The organism is Mycolicibacterium sp. XJ2546, assembly GCF_053483195.1.
Genome location: NZ_JBEFRW010000013.1, coordinates 94,932 through 118,158, shown reverse-complemented (window position 1 = coordinate 118,158; position 23,227 = coordinate 94,932). Strand labels below are relative to the sequence as shown.

Here is a 23,227-nt window from a genome sequence, read left to right as displayed (position 1 = left end):
GCCGCGACGCGCTGAAGGTGCTGCCGGCCGACATCTCAGCGGACCCCGAGTACCGCGAGCGGTTCGTCCGCGAGGCCGACCTGGCAGCGGGGCTATGGCACCCGAACGTCGTCGGGCTACACGACCGCGGCGAGTACAAGAGTCAGCTCTGGATTTCGATGGACTTCGTCGACGGCGTCGACGCGGGCCGGTTCCTCGTCGACCGCTACCCGGCGGGCATGCCGCTCGACGAAGTGGCGGGGATCGTCACCGCCGTGGCGGCCGCACTCGACTACGCGCACAACCGTGGGCTCCTCCACCGCGACGTGAAGCCGGCCAACATCATGCTGGCCAAGCCCGACGATGACGGCGAGCGGCGGGTGCTGCTGGCCGACTTCGGCGTCGCCCGCAACATCGGAGAGATCAGCGGCCTCACCGCCACGAATATGACCGTGGGCACGGTGGCTTACGCCGCCCCCGAGCAGCTCATGGGCGAGGACATGGACGGCCGTGCCGACCAGTACGCGCTTGCCGCCACCGCTTTCCACCTGTTGACGGGATCGCTTCTTTTTCCGCACTCGAACCCAGCGGTGGTCATCAGCCGCCACCTTGCCCAACCGCCCCCTGCTCCTTCGACGATTCACCACAGACTGGTGCCCTTCGACGCCCTACTTGCTCGCGCATTGACCAAGAACCCCGCCAAACGGTTCCCGCGCTGCCAGGACTTCGCCCGCGAGTTCGCAGCAGCGGTCGCCCAGAGCGGAGTGGGTTACGCAGCAGCCCGCACCCAGCAGGCATCCACCCCGGCAGCTGAAACTGCGGTCGCAGCACACCGCCACCGTCCTCTGGCCCTAACGGTTCTTGCCGTCGCGGCGGTGCTCGGGTTGCTAGCCGTCGGTGCGGTGCTGTGGCGGCCCTGGGATCAACGAGACGACGCATCGGTCCCCAGTCCCGCGCCGACTGCATCCGAGACGACCGTGCCACCGACGCCGACCAAGCCCGTCCCCCTGACGACGAGTACCCCTCCGCCGCCAGTTACGAGTGATCCGCCGCCACCGTCAGCGACGCCGACCACGACCGCACCTCAGTACCCACCCGCCGGCGCTCTCGGCGACTGGTGTGTGACACCAAACGCTATCGGTACCGCCTCGGACGGCACCCTCTACTACTGTGCGCGGCTTCAGGGCACCGACGGTCACCAGTGGTCACTCACCCCGGATGACATCCCGAATCCAGCTGCGTCAGCGCCGAATCAGTACATTCTGCCGGGCAGCCCTTGTATGGTTCCCGGTTCCGTGGTCGTCACTGAGACTGCGACCTTTTTGTATTGCAAACCAACCGTCTACGGTGGGTGGGCCTGGCTGCCCTGACGGAGTCTGTACGAGCCGTGGCGTGCGCTCGGGTGGTCGGATGACCCGGGGCCAGCGCCGCATGCCAGGCGCGCACTTCCTGTGAGCTCAGCCCACTCAGCGCCACGTCCCCCAGCGCCGGGTCGATGTGGCGGTCCAGCAAGGACTCGTAGTGGCGGCGCGTGCGGAACTTCAAGTCGCGCTCGGCGATCCACCGCTGGGCGTACTGCCCCACCGTGAGCTCCTCGCCTCGCCGTGCGGCCCTGCGCTGCGCCGGCGGCGTCCACTCGTCGCGCTCCATGAGGCGGCGCTCCGCGGCCACCCACGCCTCGGCGTCGATCTTCGCGCCGAAGGTGGTGTGGGCGTTGTGCCGCCGCAGGTCCGGCCCGACGTAGGACGCCTGCCACCGTCCCGACGGCAGCTTGCGAATCCAGCCCCACCCCCGCCGGTTGAACCGCCCGCCCATGCCCGCCCCCGTGGTATCTCCGTGCTATCTAGCTGGCCACACCAGGGTACGGGTTGTCCATTGCTGTCCACATAGAGTTCGGGCGACACAAGCAGCTCAGGAGGGGTAACGGCTGGTGACGGCGGGTGAGGGTGGTTTGCTCGGCCGCTGGTTCGAATCCTGCCGGGGGCACTCTTTTACCGGCCCGAATGCCCGAAATCGCACTGAGGGCTGTGGCCAGCGCCGCGGAACAACCCTGGCTGCAATCTCGACGCCGGCGTTGGCGCGCTACTGCTGACCGAACAGCGGGTTCTGTCCCGGATTTCCTTGCGCTCGTTGCGCGACGCCCTGGGCAAGCGCGTTCAGCAAGGGGTTCTCCTTGATGAGCTGACGCTGGTCTTCCTCCGACATCTGGTAGAAGGTCCACATCCCCCACGCCGCAGGACGCACGTACAGCGTCACCTTCTGCCGACGACCTTTGGACTGCGGCAGCATCGCCGCGACCGGAACGACCCGGTCCAGCGTTGCGGCACCGGCGAGTTCTTCCGCGAGCTTGTCCCGGTCCACTGAGTCCTGGAGCTCATACGCCGACGACTGATGAGTCTGGTGGGCCGACCCCTGCAGTGCCAGAAACCACGCCATCCTCGTCTCCTTTGCTACTCGCTGTCGACGTCAGCGTAAACGAGATGGGTCCGGCGTCGGCATGCCGGGCGACGACGGACGCGGGTGCGGGCGCGCTCTGCCGCGCGTGGCAGTTTGCGCGGCGGGTTCTCGCCACGCCGCTGCATGCAACTCACCCGCTTGGTAATACAAGCCCTCGACAAGGAGAAATGCGGCGTGCATAGCACCGACAGCAAATGCTTCCGATGAATGCATGACGTACTTCACATCCGCCACATTGCCGGTGTGCAGCGTTTTGACGTGTCAGTCGATCGAAAGTGCCATAGTTGCTGGCGAAGTCGTAGTGACGAGGACGAAACCTGGGGGGATCCATGCCGGCCGCCGATCACACCGACGCGCACGGCGCACACGCCACAGTTGCGCGTTCGAGGAACGCGACCAGAGCGGCAGCGGCCGGCTATGCCAAATACATCGGTCGCGTCGGCGCGCTCGCCGTCGCATTGGGCGTCGCCGGCGTGGTTGCCATGCCCGGTGTGGCGTGGGCAGAAGACACCTCCACCTCTTCCGCTACCTCCTCTTCGTCCGCGTCCTCGCAGTCGTCGGACACATCGGAGTCCAACAACACGTCGACGAACGAAGCCGACACCGATACTTCCGATTCCGAAGAACCCACCGATGATCTCGACGACGTGGACACCGACGACCTCGAGGACGTGGAGGACCAAGAGGACCTCGAGGACGGTGAGGACCTCGAGGACGGTGAGGACCTCGAGGACGGTGAAGACGAGGCCGTCGACGACACCGACCTCACCGACACCGAAGGAGAAACCCCGCCCGAGGATGACAACGACGCGACCGACACCGAGTCGACGCCAGCCCCCGAGGTCAAGGACGAGCCCGAAACCGACGTCGAAACCGAAACAGTCGCACAGGCGGTGAGCACCAAAGCCTCCGAAACCCGTGCCGAGACGGCCGATACGTCGACCACCCAGTCGTCAACCGAAACCGAGACCGTCGCGCTGCTGAGCGGCGCCGCAAACCCAACGGCCACATCCGCCAACCGAATTGCGGCCGCGCTGCCGAGCCTGCCCACACCCGAGGAGGTTGTGCACCACATCCAGGCCAAGGTGACCGAATGCGTATGCGGCGTCATCAACGGCGTGACGAAATTGGTCAGCGTCGTGACCGGCGCGATCAACGGAGGCGGCGGCGCGGGCTCCGGCGGTGGCGCCCCGTCGGCGCCGCCGATCGTGGCTGCGGTGCTGGAGATCGCGCGCCGAGAGGTCACCCGGGTCATCGACGCCCTGAACCGCACCCCGATCGGGCGCTTCGTCAACTACGTCGCAACGCAGATCACTGATGCCATAACCGATTTCGGCAATTCGCCGCAGGGACGCGCAATTTCGGCGGAGCTCACCCAGTTCCTCGCGCAATGCGCGGATTCCACGGGGCTGCCGGCCGAGCTCGAACGCGTCGCCATCGTGTCGGGTCTCAACGAACCGACGGACTTCGACATTCTCACCGACACAGAGCATCCCGATCAAATCCACCGCATCTTCATCACCGAGAAGGCCGGGGCGATCAAGGTTTACGATCCGGCCACCGGCAACGTGGCGACGCTGATCGACCTTCCGACCGTGACCGCGGACGGTGAACGCGGACTAGTGGGCATCGAGATCGATCCGCAGTTCTGGGACAGCGACAAGCCCGGCTACCACACCATCTACGTCGCCTACACGGGAGCGGACAACTACGACCGGCTCTCGAAGCTGACACTGGACGACTCGTTCCAGGTGGTGGGCGAGCCCGTCGAACTGCTGAAGTCAACCGAGTTGGGCAACAACTTCCACCACGGCGGCGAACTGCAATTCGACCCTGCCGGCGAGCATCTCTACTGGGCGGTGGGTGACAATACCGAGAGCGGCAACGCTCAGGACCTGACGAACATCCACGGCAAGATCCTGCGGCTGAACCGCGACGGCAGTGCGCCCGAAGACAACCCGTTCGTCGGCCATCCGGATGCGGTCGACCAGATCTACGCCATCGGACTTCGCAACCCGTTCCGCTTCACGTTCACTCCCGACGGCCAGCTGTTGGTCGGCGATGTGGGCGAAGCGAATTGGGAAGAACTCAATATCGTGACGGCCGGCGCGAACTACGGCTGGCCCGCGGTCGAAGGCTTCTGCACCGGTGATGACTGCGCGTACGTCGATCCCATTTACGCCTACCGCCACTCCACGCCGCCGGCCAACGCGGGCTCGATCACGTCGGTCGTGGTTTACACCGGCAGCACATTCCCCGAGGAATACCAGAACAAGGTGTTCATCGCCGACTACTCGGTCGGCTGGATCAAAGAGCTCACGTTCGATTCGGAGTTCACCAGCCTGATCAGCGAGCGCATGTTCGACAACCAGGCCGGCACCACCGTCAAACTCGATCAGGGGCCCGATGGCAACATCTATCAGCTGAACATCTATCCGGGCACACTTTCGGTCATCCGGCCGTCCGGCGGTAACCGGGGCCCGACCGCCGTGCTCAACGCGTCGTCCACCTACACCGCCGAGGACTCCCTGGAGGTCCAGTTCTCGGCCGGCGAATCCACCGACCCCGAGGGCGACGAGCTGAGTTACGAGTGGAACTTCGGCAACGGCCGCACGTCGACCGAGGCCAACCCGACCATCGTCTTCACCAACACCGGCGCCGACTTCACCGCCTACACCGTGACTTTGACGGTGACCGACGGTGACAAGACCAGTACCGCGACCCAGCGGATCGTGGTCGGCAGCACGCCGCCGGTCGTGGAGATCACCGAGGTGCCGGACAAGTACAATGCCGGCGACACCGTGTCGTTCAGCGGCATCGGGTCGGATGATCAGGACGGTGCGCTGCCTGCCAGCGCCTACAAGTGGTCCGTGGTGTTCCACCACGCCGACCATGTGCATCCGTTCCGGGACAACATCACCGGGCCGACCGGAACCGTCACGATCCCGCGCACCCGCGATCAGCTCGGCAACACCTTCTACCGGATAGCGCTGACCGTGACCGACTCCAGCGGCTTGTCCACCACGGTGTACAAGGACATCAAGCCGAACCTGGTCAAGCTCACGTTCAACGCCAGTGACCCCAACGCCACCTTCACCATCGACGGAATCCCCTACAAGGGCTCCTACGTCGAGGAGCAGGCCGTGGTGGGCGTCGAGCGCGTCCTCAACGCGCCGTCGCCGCAGCCCGGCACAGGAGGGCAGCTGGTGTTCGTCAGCTGGTCCGACGGAGGCGCACAGAGCCATACCATCGTCACCCCGGAGGGCGACACCACCTACACGGTGACCTACGAGCTGGTCCCCTCCGGCGCTGCGGTGGTCGTCTGAGGCAGGCTGGTGCCGGTCTCGCGCTCAGCGAATTCCCATAGCTTCCCAGCGTTTTCGTAGTCACAGGCGGCTGCCGCGCGGCCGCTGAGCGTCGGGCCGCCCTTCAACGCGAGCCTGCTGTCGATACCGACGTAGCTGCCCGGCGGAATCGGTTCGGTGATGCAGTACAGCGTCGGAGCTGCGCCTGCGTCGAGGTCGTTTGCAAGCACGCCGGCCACCGACTTGACCACCGTATGAAACGTCGACATCAACCGTTGCTCCGAAACCTGAGACAAGTTCGACGCCACCCAGCCCGGATGCGTCAAGTAGGTCGAGACCGGTGAACGTGCTGCGCGCAGCCGTCGGTCGAGTTCGAGGCCCCACAGCATCACGGCAAGTTTTGAGCGCGCGTAGGCGGGAAACGCCGACCAGCGACGGGTGCGCAGGTGCGGGTCGTCGAACGCGATGCTGGCCATCTTGTGCGCGTCGGAGCCAACGTTAATGATCTGCGAACGCACCCGTTCGAACAACAGGTTGGTCAGGGCGAACGGGCCCAGGAAGTTTGTGCCCAGCGTGATTTCGAAGCCATCGACCGTGTTGCTTCGCCGCTGCGCCACCATGCCGGCGTTGTTGATCAGGATGTCGACGTCACCATCGAACAAGCTGGGGAAGGCCCGCACCGAGGACTGATCGGCGAGGTCGAGTTTGACGACGGACGTGTCGCCGCCCATCTCCGCAGCGCGTTGTGCACCGAGCTCGAGATTGCGGACCGCGAGAATCACCTGCGCGCCCGCGCGGGCAAGCGCGGTAGCCGTCGCGAGACCTACACCGTTGGTGGCGCCGGTGACGATGATGCGCTTGCCGCTCAGATTGCCGAGTCGGGCCGGCGACCAGTTTGTAGACACGGTGGCAGATTAACCGGCTGGCCGCCTCGCTGACGCGGGGCGGCCATCGGGCGGGCGACTGCTTTCACCACTTCCAGGGTTTGTCCCAGTGCCCAGGCGGCGGCACAAACGGGAGTTTCGCGAGGTGCCCGGGTGGCGGCACGAACGGTAGCTGCCCGACATGCCCCGGTGGCGGAAGGACGTGGTGGTGGTGGCCAGGTGATGGCGGGTGCCACCACCAGTCGTGGTCAGCATGAGCCTGCCCGGCGCCGAGCCCGACGGACGCGAGACCCAGTGCACCGGTGAGGGCGAACCCTGCGGCGATCGCTTTCAGTGTTGATCTATTCATGGAAATACTCCTATCGGCCGGTTTACCCGCCGCTATCAGGAAGACGTTCACCGTTCTCGGGCTCAACCCGGCGAAGCCTGTGATTCTTCCCAATAGGTTTATCGTCCCACCGGATCACGCCGTTAACCACACCGCGCGCCTGGTTGTCTCTGATACCAGTTCGCCCACGCACGATGGATGCCCGCCTGGGCCCGCGATGTTTGATTGCTCTCGGCTACGGAAACAGACCCCGCACCCCGGTCACCGAACCGATTCGGTACCACAAATTGGAGCTCATCTGACGGAGGGTTTGATCGGCGAGATAACGAGAGCTGAGCATCCCCGCCGGATCTTGACCGGCGATCAGATCGTACGGTTCATTGCCTTTGCTGGCAAGGATTCAGGTTGCTGATCGTCGTCACTGCAATCTCATCGTCAGCGGACCGGTGTCCGCCGCCAATAAGCCCGTGATGCCGCCAACTGCTCTTTGCCATAGTTTCCTTCTCCGCGCCCCATTCACCATCAGTGATCGGTTGGATACAACCAATCTTGATCGCGCGGAAGGGTTTCGTGTTAACCAAGCCATGCAACACGCCCATGCCCCGTCCGACAAATCCGTCAATAAATCTGGTTTGGCTTTGCTAATTGCGGGAACTGTGATCCGTACAACATTTGCTCTGGCCCTCCCCACAGTAGGAACATCTCATGGAAATCGCAGCCCGCCCACTCATCACCACCGGCGTCGCTATCGTCGGCGCCACCGCTTTGATCGCCAGCCCCATCGCAGCGCCTGCGTCCGAGGTCGCGATCCCGTCATTGCCGTCCGTTTCGGCCAACAACGAGTTGCTGGCCTCCATCCTGGATATCGCCCCCAGCCCCGCGCTGTTTGATCCCGCCGACGCCGCATCGGCGTTGACGTTCTTGATCACGCAGACCGCCGAGTTGGTGAACTTCGGCCTGATCTCGGTCGCCGAGGGCGTCACCTTCGGCGCCACACAGTTCGCAGGGCTCATCGCAGCGGGGGCCACCACGGTCACCGAGTTGGTGGCAGCGGGCGCGGAAGCCGGCGTGTATTTCAATACCCAGTTGGCTGAGCTCATCATCTTCGGCGTGACCCAGGCCGCGGGGTTGGTGAACTTCGCCGTCGCGCAGGCGGCGGTCGCTCTGGCTGGAGCCGGAGCGGGACTAGTCGGCCTGTTGGCCTCGGGTGCGGATGCCTTCGTCGACCTGATCGGGTCAGCGGCCGAAGCCGGCACGTTCTACATCAGCGGTGCTGCCGAACTCGTTGCGTTCGCATTGAACTCGGTGCTGCCCGCGCCCTTCGCAGCGCCGCTCGAATTCCTCGTGACGCAAGGAGCGGGGCTGGTGAACTTCGGCATCGCCGCCGCGGCCACCGGCCTGGAATCCGGCGTCGACGCGTTCGTCGGTCTGGTCGCAGCCGGTGCCGCCACAGTCGCGGGCCTCACGGCAGCAGGTGTGGAGGTCGGCGCGTTCGTCGTCGACTCCCTGGCCGAGTTGGTGGTCTTCGCCACCGCGCAGACCGCAGGACTCGTCGGCTTCGGGATTGCGCAAGCAGCAGCGGCGGTCGCCTTCGGCGCAGAGCTGATCACTGGCTTCGCAACTGCGGGCGCGGAGTTGTTCGGCGGCCTCATCACCGCTGCCGCTGAGACCGGGGCGTTCTTCAGCACCGCCATCGCCGACGCCCTGGTGTCGATCATCGACGGCGTCACACCCGATGCCATGGTGACACCGGCCGCCGACACCGCATTGCGCGCCTCGGCCGGCGGGCCCGAGAACCTTCCAGATCCCGGGGCGCAGACATTCGCGATGAGCGTCGAAAGCGGTGCCGGCGAAACGGATTCGAGCGGTCCTGCCGACGACGACAGCGTCGGCGCGGCCTCCGAGGCTTCCGTGGATGACGCCGCAGACACCGAGACGTCGACAGCACTGGTCGTCGACGAGGTCGTCGATGTCGAAGAAGTCGTCACCGATGACGCAGACACCGTCGGCGCCGAGGATCCCACCGACGTCGGTTCCGGCACTGACGTCGGGGATGACAGCTCGGGCACGGACGCCAGCGACGCGGGCCAGGACTCCGGCTCCGAATCCGGCTCGAGCGACAACTCGGGCAGCGACTCCGACGGCGGCACTGACTGATTCGGCTCGAGCGCGTGGCTCAATCGTGGGGCCCCACGCCGCGCACCACCACACAGCACCGGTCAGGGTGCGGGGTGAGTTCGGCGTGGGCCCGCGGTTGGTCACAACCCGCGAGAATCCCCTCGACGAGTCGCAGGTTCAGACCGCAGACCACCTCCATATGGTCACGAGCGACCATATGGAACGGGCAGTTTCGCAGGCTGACGCAATCGTCGTCGACGTGGGGCTGGTAGCCACACCGACGCAGCGCCCCGACGATGTCTGGCGCTGATTCGGTTCCAACGGTCCTGCCGGCTTCGAAGGCGGCGCCGTCCACTGCCGCCTTCACTGCGCCGCTGTGATCCTTTTCGACGGCTCCCACCAGCAACCTCGCCAGCAGTTCGTAGTCGCGCGGCGGCACGCTGATCGTCATCTCCCCCGGTGCCCGCGCGTACAGCTTCGCCGGACGACCGGCCCCTGGCCCGTCGCGCCCGGTGAGGCGTTGATAGCTGATCGTGAGCAAGCCGGCGTCGGCCAACTTGTCGAGGTGATAGGCGGCCAAGGTGCGTCCGATGCCCACCACCGCGGCCGCCTGCTCTCGCGAGATCGCTGCCTCGCTTTCAGCCACGCACTCATACAACTGACGCCGGACCGGATCTTCCAGATGGCTCAACCCGGTCAGCGCGGCCAAGTCACTGGGTCGACGGACGGGCATACCCCAACTCTAACACCAAAAGATATTGACAAATTAAACCCGCAGGGAGATTCTAAAAATGCATATTGCTACTTTTAGAAGGAGTTCGACATGACCACTTCACGTGCAACCGCTCCGACCGGCATGCTCGATCGAGCCCGACGCGAGCCCGCATACGGTGCGTTCGCACTCTTACGGGTGGGGTTTACGGTGCTGCCGATCGTCATGGGCCTCGACAAGTTCTTCAACCTGCTCATCACGTCGCCGGCGAACTGGGAGGGTTACTTGGCAGGCTGGATCGCAGACCTGAGCCCGCTCAGCGCCGCGCACACGATGGCGGTCGTCGGTGTGATCGAAATCGTCGCAGGCATCGCGGTGGCGATCAAACCGCGCTACGCCGCCTACATCGTGGCCGCCTGGCTCGCCGGCATCATCGTCAACCTGCTGACGTTGTCCGGCTACTACGACGTCGCACTGCGTGACTTCGGGCTCCTAATCGGCGCGCTGACGCTTGCCCGGCTGGCCTCCATCTATGACCCGCCGTTGGGCGGACCCCCCGCGGGCGGCAACGCCTGACGAGACGTTACGCGAAGTCCTTCACCACGTCGGCGACCCGTCGCAGTTGGTCGGTGTCGGAACTGGTTGGGATGAGGTGGATTTCGTCGGCACCGATCTCGTTGAACCTGCGCAGCACCTCCGCCAACTCGTCATCGGCGCCGGCCCATCCGGTGCTGGGGGCCATCGCGTCGACATACTCGGCGGGAATCCAGTTCATGTAACGCCGCAGATGGCGGTGCACCTGCGCCCGCGCGTCGTCGCGGTCACCGATCGCGAACCAGAACGAGGTGGCCAGGTGCGGGCCGGGCTTTCCAACATGAGCCCATGCCTCGCGTGCGACGTCGAACAGTTCGTTCTGGCTGGCGACGTCGAGGTCCAGGGTGGTGCCCGCCATACCGTCGGCCCATTGTGCGGCGCTGCGCACGGTTTTCGGTCCGATGGTGCCGACCAGCAGCGGCGGACCGCCGGCCTGAACCGGTGGCGGCCCGACGGATTCGACGGAGTCGGTCACTGTCTCGCCGGCCCATACGCGTTTCATCACCGCGACGCGCTCGGCCATCCCCCGCATGGTCTGCGTCGCCGGGTCCGCACCGACAGCGTGGTAGTCCTCGTGCCTGCCGCCGACACCGACGCCGACGGTCAACCGGCCGTCGCACAGCATGTCACCGGTCGCCAACTGCTTGGCCAGCATGACCGGGTCGTGCAACTGCGGCACGACCACCGTCGTCACCAACCGCACCCGGTCGGTCCACGCCGCGAGCGCACCCAGCAACGTCAGGCTCTCGGGATTGTCGAACGCGATCCGCTCCCCCCAGCACAGCGACGAGAACGGTCCGTTGTCGATGGTCCGGGCCCACGCCTTGAGCGTGGCGGCATCGAGGTCGGCTTCCATCACCGGCATGGTCATCCCGATCTGCACGAGGCCGATTCTGGCACGCCCGACCCGATGCCCCCGGATTGACCTCGACGAATCGTGTCCGCTGGCAGCATGGCAGCCATGGCGATCAACACCCGGTCCGTCGCACATGTTCGGCTCACCGTCACCGATATCGAGCGGTCACGACAGTTCTACGAAAGCGTGTTCGGCTGGGGTGTCCTGCTCGAGATACCCGACAAGGCCGACGAAGCCACCCGCGAGGCCCTCGGCTTTCTCTTCGGCGGCGTCATCTATGACCTCGGCGGCATGCTGGTGGGGCTGCGGCCCGTCGCCTCCGACCGTTTCGATGAGAACCGGGTCGGCCTGGATCACCTGGCATTCCGCCTGGACAGCAAGGCCGAATTGGACGCGGCAGCAGAACATCTCGATGCGCTTGGCGTCGAACACGAGCCGGTCAAGGACATCGGGCCGATGTACATCCTGGAGTTCCGCGATCCGGACAACATCGCGCTGGAGTTGACAGCCCCGAAGTGACTTCGGCGCGCTCATGCACCCTGAGTGAGGGGGCATGGCCGCGCCGAAATCGCAGCGGGGGTTTACCCCCACCGGAGTCTACGGATAACGCGGTTTTGCCCGCCGCGCTGAGTCCATAGGTTGGGTGCATGGTCGCCGTCACCGACACGAGTCCCGAAGCCACCGCGCCCGTCGACACACACACGAACGTGTCGAGCAGGCACATCGGTGTGGTGCCGACCGCATCGATGATGACCGGCGCGGCGCTGGCCCTGGTGTGGTTCTGGATCCCGTTGGGCATCCTCATCCTCGGCATCTCGTCGATCCCCAGCGGCATTGGATTTGCCCTGGCCGTCGTGGTTTTCGTCTACCTGATGCGCGGCGTGGACTGGGTCGAGCGGGTCCGCAGTGAAGCGGTATTCAGCTTGGGTATCGGCGTTCCGCCGCGACGGATGTCGCCGCACGAGGGCATTCAGCGGTGGTTGCACCAGTTGTGGCTGGACATCAGCGGTTCCCGATTATGGAAGGCCGTGGCCCACCACTACCTGCGGATGAGCTACGACATGTTGGCGACCGGTATCGCGTTCGCTCTGTTGGTGTTCGCCTTTGTGGGCCCGGCGGGTGCGATGGCCGTCCAGCAGAGCGACGACGACGCGGGGATCTCGTTCCTGCCGGTGCCGTTGGCGTGGGCGCTGGCCGTGGTCGCCGTCGCCGCGGCGCTGGCGATCCTGGTCTTCGCGCCGAAGCTGGACGCCTCGATCGACCGGTGGCTGCTCTCGCCGTCGTCCACGGCGGCGCTGCAGCACCAGGTGAACGCGCTGGCCGACGCCCGCGCGGGTGCGGTGTCGTCGGCGCAGACGGAGCGGCACCGCATCGAGCGCGACCTGCATGACAGCGTGCAACCGCGGTTGGTGTCGCTGGCGATGACGATCGGGCTGGCCCAGACCAAGCTGGATACCGACCTGCCCGCGGCCAAGACGCTGATCGCCGAGGCGCACGATGACGCCAAGAGCGCGCTCGTCGAGTTGCGCAACGTGGTGCGCGGGATCGCACCGACGATCTTGTCCGATCGCGGCCTCGACGCGGCGCTTTCGTCGGTGGTGCAACGGTCCCCGGTACCCACCACGCTCAACCTCCATCTGCCGCACCGGTTGCCCGAAGAGGCCGAGGCCTGTGCGTACTTCGTTGTCGCCGAAGCGCTGACCAACGTCGCCAAGCACGCGCACGCCAACCAGGCCGTGGTCACCGTGCGGTTCGATGAGGCGTCGAGCCAGTTGTCGGTGTCGGTGTTCGACAACGGTCGTGGCGGGGCGCAGATCACCGACGCCGACGACGCGACGGGGTTGCGGGGTTTGGCGGAACGGGTGCGGGCGGCCCGTGGCACGTTCACCGTTTCCAGCCCGGCGGCAGGCCCCACGATCGTGACAGCGGTATTGCCATGCGCATCGTGATCGCCGAGGATTCCGCCCTGCTGAGGGCCGGGATCGAACGCATTCTCATCGACGCCGGCCATGAGGTGGTTGCCGGCGTGCCCGACGCCGGCAACCTGCTGCGCCTGGTCAACGAGAAGCGTCCGGACCTGGCCATCGTCGACGTGCGCATGCCACCCACGTTCACCGACGAAGGCATCCGGGCCGCCGCGCTGCTGCGCAGTCAGAACCCGGAGTCGGCGGTGCTGGTGCTATCTCACTACGTCGAGGAACGCTACGCAGCCGAGTTGATCGCCTCGGACACCAAAGGTTTCGGCTATCTGCTCAAGGACCGGGTGGCCGACGTGCCCGCTTTCCTCGACGCCGTGGAGGTCGTCGGCGCCGGCGGCACCGTGCTCGACCCCGAAGTGGTTTCGCAGATTCTGGTGCGCTCACAACACCACAGCGCGCTGGATCAGCTCACCCCTCGGGAACGTGAGGTGCTGCAGTTGATGGCGGAGGGCAAGACGAACTCGGCGATCGCGGCCGCGCTGCACGTCTCGATCGGTTCGGCGGAAAAGCACATTGCGTCGATCTTCACCAAACTGGATCTGGTTCCCGACGAAAGCGAGAACCGCCGCGTGCTGGCGGTGCTGCGCTTTCTCGAGTCCTGAACTGCTGGAAGGATTTCCATCGTGACCACCACCGCTCCGCCGCCGCAGACCCCTGCCCCGCCGCCGTCGCTGTCCCCGGGTGGGCGCACCGCCATCCGTGCCACGTTGATCGTCGCGGCGGCCGTGCTGGTGGTGGGGTCGCTCGTCGCGCTCGGTGTGGCAGCGTGGGGCATCGGCTCGTTTCGTGTCGTCACCGATTCCAAACCGCTGCCGTCCGCGGTGCGATCGCTGGTCGTCGACACCGGGTCCGTACCAGCTGCCATCAGCATCACCAGCGATCGCGAAGCACGTGAGCCTAGAGTCGATCTGCGGATGGTCAATTCGACGGCTGCCGGTGCAGAACCGTTGTCGGTCAACGCCGACGGCGCGGACGCTCGCATAACCATCAACGGTGAGCCGTCGGCGTTCCTGCAGTGGAGCCGCGCCGGCGAGATCACCGTCGTGCTGCCCCCTGACCTTGCGCGCGGACTGACCGTCATCACCCAGCAGAACAACGGTGTGGTGAGAGCGCAGGCGGATCTCGATCGGCTCATCGCGCGCACCGACAACGGGGCGGTCATTCTCGAAGGATCTGCCCGCCGGATCGAGGTCCACACCGACAACGGCGAAGTGTCGACTAGAGATCCCATCTCCGTGTCCGAATCGTTCAGCGCTACCACGGGTAACGGGAAGATCATCGTGGACTTCGCCGAGGCGCCGCGCACGGTCGATGCGACCAGTGACAACGGTGAGATTGTCATCGGATTGCCCGCGCGTGACGAGTATGCGGTGGACGCGAGCACCAACAACGGTGAGACCGTCGTGCGAGTACCCCGAGCGACCGATCGAGAGACCGCGGCGGCAGTCGTCACCGTGCGGTCCGAGAACGGCGACGTGGTCGTCGATGATTCGCGTTAGCGGCTACCGCACGGCCTTGGCGAACAGCAGACAGTCTTGTGGCTCATCGCTGAGGTTGGGTAGCACGGCATATCGAGCGAGCCGGCCTTCGAGCTTCAGCCCGCTGCGTTCTAGGAGCCGTGCTGACGCGGTGTTGTCGGGGTGGCAGTGCGCACAGATGCGGTACACGGCAGGGTCGCGCTGGGCCTCCCCGAGCAGCAGCGACACCGCCTCGGACATCAAGCCTCGACGCCACCACCACCGGCCCAGGTAGTAGCCGAACTCAATGCTGTGCGGGCTCGGGTGGTGCCAGCCGCACGCGCCGATGGGGCCGCCGCCGCGCAGGTCGATGAGCCACGTGGTTTCACCGCCCGCGTTGAACACTTCGGTGATCACGCGACGAGTCTCGGCGACGTCGGGATGCGTAGGCCATGCCATGTAGCGCGACACTTCCGGGTGGGAGGTGACGCGTTCGAAAAGCGGCTCGGCGTCATCGATCGTGGGCGCGCGCAGCGTGACCCGTGGCCCGCGCAACACCGCCGGATCTGTCATGTCTCCATCATCGCCTTTCGTCGGCTCCTGGCGCGGGGTGCGCTGCGGTGGTTGACTGGACTCGTATGGCTATCACGTTCAACCACACCATCGTCGCCGCCAGAGACAAGACCCAGTCGGCGGCGTTTCTCACCGAATTGTTCGGGCTGCCCGATCCGCAACCGTTCGGCCGTTTCATGGCGGTGACGCTCAACCACGACGTCAGCCTCGACTACGCCGACATGCCGGAGGGCCAGGAGATCCGTCCGCAGCACTACGCGTTCCTGGTCTCTGAAGACGAGTTCTCCGAGATCTACGGGCGTATTCAGGCGCGCGGCATGGAGCATTGGGCCGATCCCCGCCGAACGCGCCCCGGCCAGATCAACCACAACGACGGCGGCCGCGGCGTGTACTTCCTGGATCCCGCCGGCCACTACCTGGAGATTCTCACCCGGCCGTACGGTTCGGGCGCGGGCTGATCAGCCGCTACTCGACGGAGTGCCCGCGTGTGGACTCCTGACGGCGGTAGGCGTCGGCGAGCTTGCCGACGTGGGCGGGCAACGTGCCTGCGGCGACGTCGGCCAGGCTGGTTTCCTCCAGGACCGATCGCATGCTGGCGCGCAGCGCGCGCCACACATCGGTCAACGCCGCCGTCGGCCCCGAGTACGGCAGGTCACCGAGACCGATATCGCGGACGCTGGCCAGCGGCCCGTCGATGCAGCGCAGTACGTCGGCGATGCTGATACTGGTTGCAGGCCGGGCCAATTCGTATCCGCCTTCGCGACCGCGATGGCTACGGACCAGCCGGTCGGTGCGCAGGGCGGTGAGGATGTCGACGAGGAACTGCGGCGGGATGCCCTGCGCCTTCGCCAGATCCTCGGTCTTGACCACAGCTCCGTCGTCGGCTGTAGCCAATTGGACCATCGCCCGCACGGCGTACTCCGCCTTGGCCGACATCCGCATCAGGTCAGGCTAGTCGGGGATGTCCGATGCGGCCGGAACGACCACGGCGAACGTGTCGGCGGCCGCGGCGAGGCTGGCCGTATGCACGGCCGAAGCCGGCACGGGGTGTCCTGGCAGTCGATCAGGACCAGCCCAGTCATGTCGCCGAGCCTACTGGTGTTCGGCTGTTGCCGAGACCGACGTTTCGGCGGGTTTTACTCGCACTTTTCCGCCCAAATGTCCCGTTGGGCGATAATACCCTCAGTTGCGCGTCACGGCGAGGACCGCGTCGGCCAGCTCCGGTCGGCACACCACCAGGTCGGGCAGCAGCGGGTCGGCCTGGTTGTACACCAGCGGCGACCCATCGATACGCGAAGTGTGCAGACCCGCCGCGCGCGCCACCGCCACCGGCGCCGCGGAGTCCCACTCGTACTGGCCCCCGGCATGTACGTACACGTCCGAACGTCCCTGCACTACCGACGCGACTTTGGCGCCCGCCGAACCCATCTCGACCAGTTCGCCGTCGAGCGCGTCGCGCACGGCCAACGCGAGCGCCGGCGGCCGGGTGCGCGACACCACGATCCTCGGCTTGGCCGCCGAGCTTTCCGGCGCACCGACCGTCGGCGTGGCCAGCGTGATGCCTTGCGCCGGAAGCGCAACAGCGCCGGCGACCAGTGCCCCGGATTCCCATAGCGCCACGTGGACCGCCCAGTCGTCGCGCCCCGGCTCGGAGAACTCCCGGGTGCCGTCGAGCGGGTCGACGATCCACACCCGCTCGGCGCTCAGGCGGACCGCATCGTCGGCGCCCTCCTCGGACAGCACCGCGTCACCCGGACATTCCGTGGCCAGCGCCTCCATCAGGTAATCGTGGGAGCGCTTGTCCCCCGCGGCTTTCCGTTCGGCCTGGCTGGCATCGGCGAATTCCTCGCGCACCTTCAGCAGCAACCTGCCCGCGCCGGTGGCCAGTCGCGCGGCGACGCCGTGGTCGCCGCTCACGATTCCTTCTGCTCTTCGCGCAAGCGGCTCATCGCCTGCCTTCCAGGAGTTCGACCACCATGTCCGCGTGCTCGTCGACGCCCTGGTCGGGGGTGAGCCGCAGGTCGGGCTTCTTCGGCCGCTGATACGGGCTATCGATCCCGGTGAAGTGGGTGATCTCACCGGCACGTGCCTTGGCGTACAAGCCTTTCGGGTCGCGCCGCTCGCAGTCCTCGATCGGGGTGTCGCAGAACACCTCGAAGAAGTCGAGGCCGGCTTCGTTGGTCACCCGCCGCGCCAGCGCGCGGTGTTCTTCCAGCGGGCTGATCGCGGGCACCAGCACCACCTGACCGGACTCGGCCAGCAGCGCGGCGACGTGGGCCAGCCTGCGCTGGTTCTCGGCGCGGTCGGCCATCGAGAACCCGAGGTCGGCGTTGAGCCCGTGGCGCAGGTTGTCGCCGTCGAGAACGTATGCCGGAATGCCCTTTTCGAGCAGCTTCTGCTCAACGCGCACCGCGATCGACGACTTGCCCGAGCCGGACAACCCGGTGAACCACACCGTGCGCCCTGTCGAGAGCCGGTCGGCCGCCGTGCACAGCGACTCGTGGCGCACGGTGTTGGGGCTCGAGGTGCGCGACGCCACGTGCGGCAGCACCATGCCGGCCGCCACGGTGCCGTTGGTCGCCGGATCGATCAGGATGAACGACCCGGTGGTCGCGTTACGGCTGTACTCGTCGAGCAGCAGCGGCACGTGGGTTCGCAGCGAAATACGGCCCAGCTCATTGAGTTTCAGTGCAGTCGCGGACTTGTCGCGATGCAGCGTGTTGACGTCGAGCCGGTAGTCCAGCCCCGTCACCTTGACCCGGGTGGTGCGGGTGGTGTGTTTGATCACGTAGTCGCGGCCGGGCTCCAGCGAGGACTGGTCAGCCATCCAGCACACGGTCGCGTCGAATTCCTGGGCCACCCGCGGCTGGTTGTTCGGCCGCGCGATCAGGTCACCGCGCGAGATGTCGAGGTCATCGGTGAGGCTGACCGAAACGGCCATCGGCGGAAACGCTTCCTCGACCGGCCCGCCGGGACCCTCGATCGCCGCGATGCGCGACGACTTGCCCCCCGGCAGCACGACGACCTCGTCCCCTACCTTCATCACGCCGCTGGCCACCGTGCCCGCGTAGCTGCGGTGGTCGCGATGCTCGTGGGTCTGCGGCCGGATCACGTACTGGACCGGGAAGCGGACGTCGACCAGGTTGCGGTCGCCGCCGATGTACACCTCTTCCAGGTGCGTCATCAGCGACGGACCCTCGTACCACGGTGTGTTCTCCGACTTGGTGACGACGTTGTCGCCCAGCAGCGCCGACAACGGAATCGTCGTCACATCGTGGACGTCCAGACGCGCGGCGAACTCGTGAAAATCGTCGCGGATCTTGTCGAATTTGGCCTTGTCCCAGTCGATCAGGTCCATCTTGTTCACCGCGAGCACGATGTGGCGGATGCCCAGCAGCGACGCCAGGAACGCGTGCCGGCGGGACTGCTCGAGCAGGCCGTGGCGCGCGTCGACCAACACGATCGCCAGCTGTGCCGTCGAGGTCCCGGTGACCATGTTGCGCGTGTACTGGATGTGGCCAGGGGTGTCGGCGATGATGAACTTGCGCTTGGGCGTTGCGAAGTAGCGGTACGCGACGTCGATGGTGATGCCCTGCTCGCGTTCGGCGCGCAGGCCGTCGGTCACCAGGGCGAGGTCGGTGTAGTCGTGTCCGCGTTCCTTGGAAGTCCGCTCGACGGAAGCCAATTGGTCTTCCATGACGGCCTTGGAGTCGAACAGCAGCCGCCCGATGAGCGTGGACTTGCCGTCGTCGACGGAGCCGGCCGTGGCGATCCGGAGCAGGGTGGCAGACGGGAGCGCGACAGTGGCCGCGGCGTGCTGCGTATCGGTGGTGGTCATCAGAAGTAGCCCTCGCGCTTGCGGTCTTCCATACCGGCTTCCGAGATGCGGTCGTCGGCGCGGGTCGCGCCGCGTTCGGTCAGCCGCGACACCGCCGTCTCGGCGATCACCTCAGCCACCGTCGCCGCCGTGGATTCCACGCAGCCGGTGCAGGTGACATCGCCGACGGTGCGGAACCGGACGGTCTTCTCGACGATCTCCTCGTCGTCGTGGGGCTGCAGATGCCGGTGCACGGCCAGCCACATCCCGTCGCGCTTGAACACCTTGCGCGGGTGCGCGTAGTAGATCGACGGCAGCTTGACGTTCTCTGCGCCGATGTAGGACCAGATGTCGAACTCGGTCCAGTTCGACAGGGGGAACACCCGGATGTGCTCGCCTTTGTGGTGGCGCCCGTTGTAGAGGTTCCACAGTTCGGGTCGCTGCGCCTTGGGATCCCACTGGCCGAACTCGTCACGGAAGGAGAACACCCGTTCCTTGGCGCGGGCTTTCTCCTCGTCGCGGCGGGCGCCACCGAACGCGGCGTCGAACCTGTTCTCCCGGATGCCGCGCAGCAGCGTCACGGTTTGCAGCGGGTTGCGCGACGAGCCGTTCTCCACGACCCGGCCCGCGTCGATGTCGTCCTGCACCTTCGCCACGACCAGGCGCACCCCGTGCTCGGCGACGAGTTCGTCACGGGTCTGCAGTACCTCGTCGAAGTTGTGGCCGGTGTCCACGTGCATCACCGGAAACGGCAGCCGGCCGGGTTTGAACGCCTTCATCGCCAGGTGCAGCATCACGATGGAGTCCTTACCGCCGGAGAACAGCAGCACGGGCCGCTCGAACTCCGCGGCCACCTCTCGGAAGATGTGGATGGCCTCGGCCTCCAGGGCCCGCAGGTGGCTGAGCTCGTAGCGGCCCGCGCTGGCGCGCTCGGTCTCGTCGATGACGGTCATCATTTCCTCGTAAAGTTGGTTGAAATGACCATATTTACGATCATTACCCGACATTAGACACCCGGGCCATCACGGGTGTCAACGCGGGGTGCGCCAACTGTTGCGCGAGTGTGCGTGTCCGCGCCGGACACGCCGCGATATTCTGAGAGTTCGTGCACGCTCGACCGCCACGTGGGCAGGGAAACCTGTTGCCGCACGCTTACATGTGAGGTAGGTGAGCCGGTCGGAATTCCGCCGATACTCGAGCTGTGAGCACCGCTACCCCGCCGCGAACCGGCGCCGACGTCATGGCACAGTTCCTCCCCCAGTCTCCTCCCCCAGTCTCCGTTCGTGGCCACGCTCGGGATCGTCGCCGAGCAATTCGCGGGTGAGGAGGCGCGGCTGCGGCTGCGGCTGCCATGGGATCCGTCCAATGCGACGGTCTCGGACATGGTGCACGGCGGCGCGATCGCATCGCTCGCCGACGTCGCGGTGATGGCGGCGGCGTGGGCGCAGGCCGAACTGCCCGACTCGCTGCGCGGCGTGACGACCTCGATGTCGGTGCACTTTCTGGCCCCGGCGCGGCAATGCGATCTGCTCTCGATCGGGCGGGTACTGCGCCGCGGGCAGGCACTGGTCGACTGCGAGGTCGACATCGTCGACACTGACGGCGGGCCGGCGGCAAAGGGCGATCGCGACTTACGAGATCGGATAGCGCGCGTTCGTCTTGGCGTGAGCGTGCGCAAACTCTCGAAAACTCGCGGCGTGTCGGGCGTAACACGCACACTCGCGCCAAAGAAGTTACAACCTGACCTCGTTGAGCTTTCCGGTCGCGACGTCGAAGACGAAGCCGCGCACCGATTCGTGCAGGGTGACGAACGGGCTGGCCTCGATTCGGCGCAGCGACTGACGCACATCCTCGGCCGGATCGGGGAACGATTCCGGCGCCCACCCGGGCTTGATGCCGGTCTCCTCCTGGATCGACCGCTTGAACTCGTCGTCGGTGAACGTCAGCATCCCGCAGTCGGTGTGGTGGATCAGGATGATCTCCCTGGTGCCGAGGAGCCGCTGGCTGATCGCCAGGGAGCGGATCTCGTCGTCGGTGATCACACCGCCGGCGTTGCGGATGACGTGCGCCTCGCCGTCGCCTATGCCGAGCATCGCGTAGACATTGAGGCGGGCATCCATACACGCCACGATCGCCACATGCTTGCTGGGTGGCATCGGCAACGGACCCGAGAAGGTCTTCGCGTATTCCTCGTTGTTCTTCAGGTACTCATCGATCACGGACACAGTTGGACTCTAACCCGGTGGTGGGGCGCTGCGGCCGGATTGGATCACGTGGATCGAGTGAGGTCATACACGGTGGTGCCAGCGACATCGATCGGGGTGAAGTTCATCTGCACCCATGTCTCGATCTCGTGCGCACTTCCCGACCGGGGGCCGGGTGGGCGGTCGTGGTGGTCGGCGATGAAATAACGCACCTGGTTGTCGGCGGCGAAGCTCTGAAACTGTGCGAGGGTCGGCCAATTGTCGGCACCGGTGAAGCCGCCGATCGCCATCACGGAGGCACCCGTTTTCAGCTCGAGACTGCCCGCCGTCATCGACCCGACAGTCGCAGCCGCCCAACGTGTCCGCGTGCTCCGGATCATGTCCGCCAGTGCCGGGTTGACGACAGCGCCGGTTGGCTCGCCGGGACCGGGAAACCGGGGCGTGTCGTCACTGCGGCTGTGGCTGCCGCTCGGCCCCGCCATCGCCATCGGACCGACGTGAGTATTGGCCACCGTCGCCACCGTGTACGCACCGCCACCTGCGACACCGAAAAGAACTGCCGCTGCACCCAATCCGACGGTCATGCGACCAAGCCGGTGGGCACCCAGAACCAGCACCAACGCCGTGGCGATCGATCCCGACAACACGATCCAACGCAACACAGGCCACCAGTCGGGTGTTTGGTTCAACAACCCGAACGTCCAGGTCCCCGTCGCGGAGGACATCAGAGCCAACACTGTCCGTGGCGCCAGAGAGTCCCTGTCGCGCCACAGCTCTCGCACCGATATCCCGACCAGCGCTGCCACGGCCGGTGCCAGCGCGACCGTGTAGTAGGGGTGGATGATGCCGTCCATGAAGCTGAACACCACCGCGGTCACCAGCAGCCAGCCGCCCCACAGCAGTAGCGCGGCGCGCACGGCCGAGGCCCGTGCGGCACCGCGGGTGAACCACAGGCCGGCGACCAGCCCGATCAGTGCTGCGGGCAACAGCCACGAGGCCTGGGCGCCCATCGATTCGCCGAACATCCTGCCGATGCCCGGTTCACCGCCGAAAAACAGATTGCCCGGCCCTCCCGGCCCGCTACCCGGCCCTCCCGGCCCTCCCGGAGGGCCATCGCCCGGTCCCTGCCCGCCGATAACCCGCTCGATTCCGTTGTAGCCCAACGCCAGCTGCAGCAGGCTGTTGTCCGTCGAACCGCCGATATACGGTCGCGACCCGGCGGGCCACAGCTCGACCAGCGCGATGTACCACCCCGCGGAGACCACCATCGCGACGGCGCCGAGGGCCAGCTTGCCGATGCGCTGCCACAGGCCCACCGGCGCCGCCACGAGAAACGCCAGCGCCAGACCGGGTACGACGAGAAATGCTTGCATCATCTTGGTGAGGAAGGCGAAGCCGAGCGCACAGCCGGCCAGCACAATCCACCGGTTGCCGGCATTTTCGATCGCTCGCACCGTGCAGAACGCCGCCACCACGAGAAGCAGCACCAGCAGCGCGTCGGGGTTGTTGAACCGGAACATCAACGCGGCGACCGGCGTCAACGCCAACGCGGCGCCGGCGATCAGGCCAGCGGCCGGGCCGCTCACCCGGCGCACCGCCGCGTACAGCACCGCGACCGACCCGACGCCCATCAACGCCTGTGGCACCAACATGGTGAACGCGCTGAAACCGAACAGCCTGCCGGACAACGCCATCACCCACAGCGCCGCGGGTGGCTTGTCGACGGTGATCGCGTTGCCGGCATCCAGTGAGCCGAAAAGCCAGGCCTTCCAGTCCTGGGTGCCGGCCTGGACGGCGGCGGCGTAGTAGTTGTTGGCCCAGCCGGATGAGCCGAGGCCCCACAGGTACAGCACCGCGGTCGCCACGAGCAGGGCGACCAAGCCCGGGCGCACCCAACGGGCGGTTTCCGTTCGTGTGCCGGAGACGGCGGGTCGCGCGTCGGCGGTCAATATCATCGAAAGTTC

The 23,227-nt window shown here is 66.2% G+C and carries 23 protein-coding genes and 1 pseudogene; 10 read left to right on the top strand and 14 right to left on the bottom strand.

The window, feature by feature from the left end:
* A partial coding sequence (locus ABQE44_RS19880; RefSeq protein ID WP_448431467.1) for a serine/threonine-protein kinase occupies nucleotides 1–1,349 on the top strand: 1,349 nt, incomplete at its 5' end.
* On the opposite strand, the gene ABQE44_RS19875 is transcribed toward ABQE44_RS19880, so the two are convergent.
* Nucleotides 1,282–1,794 (bottom strand): tyrosine-type recombinase/integrase, encoded by a 513-nt coding sequence (locus ABQE44_RS19875; protein ID WP_448431465.1) that lies wholly within the window; start codon nucleotides 1,792–1,794, stop codon nucleotides 1,282–1,284. The genes ABQE44_RS19880 and ABQE44_RS19875 overlap by 68 nt on opposite strands.
* Before the next feature lie 267 nt (nucleotides 1,795–2,061).
* Nucleotides 2,062–2,415: a hypothetical protein gene (locus ABQE44_RS19870; protein WP_448431463.1), complete on the bottom strand. Its 354-nt coding sequence runs from the start codon at nucleotides 2,413–2,415 to the stop codon at nucleotides 2,062–2,064.
* Nucleotides 2,416–2,765: 350 nt separating this feature from the next.
* Between ABQE44_RS19870 and ABQE44_RS19865 the strand changes: the two genes are divergently transcribed.
* Nucleotides 2,766–5,762, top strand: a complete 2,997-nt coding sequence (locus ABQE44_RS19865; protein WP_448393516.1) for a PQQ-dependent sugar dehydrogenase — start codon at nucleotides 2,766–2,768, stop codon at nucleotides 5,760–5,762.
* Here ABQE44_RS19865 and ABQE44_RS19860 read toward each other — a convergent pair.
* The 3 genes from ABQE44_RS19860 to ABQE44_RS19850 all read right to left on the bottom strand — a co-directional run bounded on the left by ABQE44_RS19860 (nucleotide 5,723) and on the right by ABQE44_RS19850 (nucleotide 7,552).
* A complete protein-coding gene (locus ABQE44_RS19860; RefSeq protein ID WP_448393515.1) occupies nucleotides 5,723–6,646 on the bottom strand; it encodes an SDR family NAD(P)-dependent oxidoreductase in 924 nt (307 codons plus the stop codon). The genes ABQE44_RS19865 and ABQE44_RS19860 overlap by 40 nt on opposite strands.
* 64 nt (nucleotides 6,647–6,710) lie before the next feature.
* Complete coding sequence (locus ABQE44_RS19855) at nucleotides 6,711–6,974, bottom strand: hypothetical protein (protein WP_448393514.1); 264 nt, start codon at nucleotides 6,972–6,974, stop codon at nucleotides 6,711–6,713.
* A 356-nt stretch (nucleotides 6,975–7,330) separates the two neighbouring features.
* On the bottom strand, nucleotides 7,331–7,552 hold the full coding sequence (locus ABQE44_RS19850; protein ID WP_448393513.1) for a hypothetical protein: 222 nt from the start codon (nucleotides 7,550–7,552) through the stop codon (nucleotides 7,331–7,333).
* Between the two features lie 106 nt (nucleotides 7,553–7,658).
* Here ABQE44_RS19850 and ABQE44_RS19845 point away from each other — a divergent pair, with 106 nt between their 5' ends.
* Nucleotides 7,659–9,110 carry a hypothetical protein gene (locus ABQE44_RS19845; protein ID WP_448431461.1) on the top strand — a complete coding sequence of 484 codons (1,452 nt, stop codon included), beginning with the start codon at nucleotides 7,659–7,661 and terminating at the stop codon, nucleotides 9,108–9,110.
* Nucleotides 9,111–9,129: 19 nt separating this feature from the next.
* Here ABQE44_RS19845 and ABQE44_RS19840 read toward each other — a convergent pair whose 3' ends face one another.
* A complete protein-coding gene (locus ABQE44_RS19840; protein ID WP_448431459.1) occupies nucleotides 9,130–9,804 on the bottom strand; it encodes a helix-turn-helix transcriptional regulator in 675 nt (224 codons plus the stop codon).
* A 90-nt stretch (nucleotides 9,805–9,894) separates the two neighbouring features.
* Here ABQE44_RS19840 and ABQE44_RS19835 point away from each other — a divergent pair, with 90 nt between their 5' ends.
* Nucleotides 9,895–10,359 (top strand): hypothetical protein, encoded by a 465-nt coding sequence (locus ABQE44_RS19835; protein WP_448393510.1) that lies wholly within the window; start codon nucleotides 9,895–9,897, stop codon nucleotides 10,357–10,359.
* A gap of 7 nt (nucleotides 10,360–10,366) precedes the next feature.
* Here the strand turns inward: ABQE44_RS19835 and ABQE44_RS19830 are convergent, their stop codons facing one another.
* On the bottom strand, nucleotides 10,367–11,248 hold the full coding sequence (locus ABQE44_RS19830) for an LLM class flavin-dependent oxidoreductase (protein ID WP_448393585.1): 882 nt from the start codon (nucleotides 11,246–11,248) through the stop codon (nucleotides 10,367–10,369).
* 90 nt (nucleotides 11,249–11,338) lie between these two features.
* Here ABQE44_RS19830 and ABQE44_RS19825 point away from each other — a divergent pair, with 90 nt between their 5' ends.
* The 4 genes from ABQE44_RS19825 (at nucleotide 11,339) to ABQE44_RS19810 (ending at nucleotide 14,711) form a co-directional block, all read left to right on the top strand.
* On the top strand, nucleotides 11,339–11,752 hold the full coding sequence (locus ABQE44_RS19825) for a VOC family protein (RefSeq protein ID WP_448431457.1): 414 nt from the start codon (nucleotides 11,339–11,341) through the stop codon (nucleotides 11,750–11,752).
* Between the two features lie 128 nt (nucleotides 11,753–11,880).
* Nucleotides 11,881–13,182: a sensor histidine kinase gene (locus tag ABQE44_RS19820; RefSeq protein WP_448393508.1), complete on the top strand. Its 1,302-nt coding sequence runs from the start codon at nucleotides 11,881–11,883 to the stop codon at nucleotides 13,180–13,182.
* Nucleotides 13,170–13,814: a response regulator transcription factor gene (locus ABQE44_RS19815; protein WP_448393507.1), complete on the top strand. Its 645-nt coding sequence runs from the start codon at nucleotides 13,170–13,172 to the stop codon at nucleotides 13,812–13,814. Before ABQE44_RS19820 ends, ABQE44_RS19815 begins: the two co-directional genes overlap by 13 nt.
* A gap of 21 nt (nucleotides 13,815–13,835) precedes the next feature.
* Nucleotides 13,836–14,711, top strand: coding sequence for a DUF4097 family beta strand repeat-containing protein (locus ABQE44_RS19810; RefSeq protein WP_448393506.1), 876 nt, complete (start codon nucleotides 13,836–13,838; stop codon nucleotides 14,709–14,711).
* 3 nt (nucleotides 14,712–14,714) lie between these two features.
* Here the strand turns inward: ABQE44_RS19810 and ABQE44_RS19805 are convergent, their stop codons facing one another.
* Nucleotides 14,715–15,242, bottom strand: a complete 528-nt coding sequence (locus tag ABQE44_RS19805) for a GNAT family N-acetyltransferase (protein ID WP_448393505.1) — start codon at nucleotides 15,240–15,242, stop codon at nucleotides 14,715–14,717.
* Between the two features lie 65 nt (nucleotides 15,243–15,307).
* On the opposite strand from ABQE44_RS19805, the gene ABQE44_RS19800 reads away from it, so the two are divergent.
* Nucleotides 15,308–15,700 (top strand): VOC family protein, encoded by a 393-nt coding sequence (locus ABQE44_RS19800; protein WP_448431455.1) that lies wholly within the window; start codon nucleotides 15,308–15,310, stop codon nucleotides 15,698–15,700.
* 7 nt (nucleotides 15,701–15,707) lie between these two features.
* On the opposite strand, the gene ABQE44_RS19795 is transcribed toward ABQE44_RS19800, so the two are convergent.
* The 4 genes from ABQE44_RS19795 to cysD form a co-directional block, all read right to left on the bottom strand.
* The gene (locus ABQE44_RS19795) at nucleotides 15,708–16,184 is read right to left on the bottom strand and encodes an Rrf2 family transcriptional regulator (protein ID WP_448393503.1); all 477 of its coding nucleotides are present in this window, start codon (nucleotides 16,182–16,184) and stop codon (nucleotides 15,708–15,710) included.
* A 240-nt stretch (nucleotides 16,185–16,424) separates the two neighbouring features.
* A complete protein-coding gene (locus ABQE44_RS19790) occupies nucleotides 16,425–17,159 on the bottom strand; it encodes a 3'(2'),5'-bisphosphate nucleotidase CysQ (RefSeq protein ID WP_448393502.1) in 735 nt (244 codons plus the stop codon).
* A gap of 28 nt (nucleotides 17,160–17,187) precedes the next feature.
* Nucleotides 17,188–19,080, bottom strand: coding sequence for a sulfate adenylyltransferase subunit CysN (gene cysN / locus ABQE44_RS19785; RefSeq protein WP_448431453.1), 1,893 nt, complete (start codon nucleotides 19,078–19,080; stop codon nucleotides 17,188–17,190).
* The gene (cysD, locus tag ABQE44_RS19780; protein ID WP_448393500.1) at nucleotides 19,080–20,066 is read right to left on the bottom strand and encodes a sulfate adenylyltransferase subunit CysD; all 987 of its coding nucleotides are present in this window, start codon (nucleotides 20,064–20,066) and stop codon (nucleotides 19,080–19,082) included. The genes cysN and cysD overlap by 1 nt, the downstream gene beginning before the upstream one ends.
* Before the next feature lie 233 nt (nucleotides 20,067–20,299).
* On the opposite strand from cysD, the pseudogene ABQE44_RS19775 reads away from it, so the two are divergent.
* Nucleotides 20,300–20,706: pseudogene (locus tag ABQE44_RS19775) on the top strand (PaaI family thioesterase).
* Between the two features lie 86 nt (nucleotides 20,707–20,792).
* On the opposite strand, the gene ABQE44_RS19770 reads toward ABQE44_RS19775, so the two are convergent.
* Complete coding sequence (locus tag ABQE44_RS19770; RefSeq protein ID WP_448393499.1) at nucleotides 20,793–21,284, bottom strand: beta-class carbonic anhydrase; 492 nt, start codon at nucleotides 21,282–21,284, stop codon at nucleotides 20,793–20,795.
* Nucleotides 21,285–21,328: 44 nt separating this feature from the next.
* Nucleotides 21,329–23,218, bottom strand: a complete 1,890-nt coding sequence (locus ABQE44_RS19765) for an ArnT family glycosyltransferase (RefSeq protein WP_448431451.1) — start codon at nucleotides 23,216–23,218, stop codon at nucleotides 21,329–21,331.
* Nucleotides 23,219–23,227: the final 9 nt, after the last annotated feature.